Consider the following 421-nt stretch of genomic DNA (forward strand, 5'->3'; position numbering starts at 1 on the left):
TTTGGAGTAATTATATTACCGGCTTTGCCACCGCCAGATAGAGCGACCAAAAGAGCTAATTTAGAAATTTTCATGCGGCTGCCAACCTCAAGAGCAATTGGTGCAACGATCAAAACAGCAACCGGAATAAATACTCCGACAGCAGTAATGATCATTGTTGCAAGCGCTAATGATAAAATCGCCCATTTCTCACCTAACTTGGTAACAATCGCCCTCGCAATTGCATTTGCGGCTCCTGATTCCATCATGACACCAGCCAATACACCGGCAGCTAGAACTCGAACCACTGTTCCCATAATACTTTGCGTCCCAGATACAACTATATTAACTGTTTGAGTCAGATTAGCGCCGCCAATTATAGAACCAAAAATAGTTCCAAGCAGTAATGAATATACAGGATTTAATTTCCATAAAATCAATC

1 protein-coding gene is annotated in these 421 nt (G+C 41.6%); it reads right to left on the reverse strand.

The features are described 5' to 3' along the window. Nucleotides 1-419: GntT/GntP/DsdX family permease (locus KH893_RS12520; protein WP_281166367.1), on the reverse strand; the 419-nt coding region annotated here is incomplete at its 3' end. Nucleotides 420-421: the final 2 nt, after the last annotated feature.

This window comes from Liquorilactobacillus sicerae (assembly GCF_029916425.1).
Classification (GTDB): Bacteria; Bacillota; Bacilli; order Lactobacillales; family Lactobacillaceae; genus Liquorilactobacillus; species Liquorilactobacillus sicerae.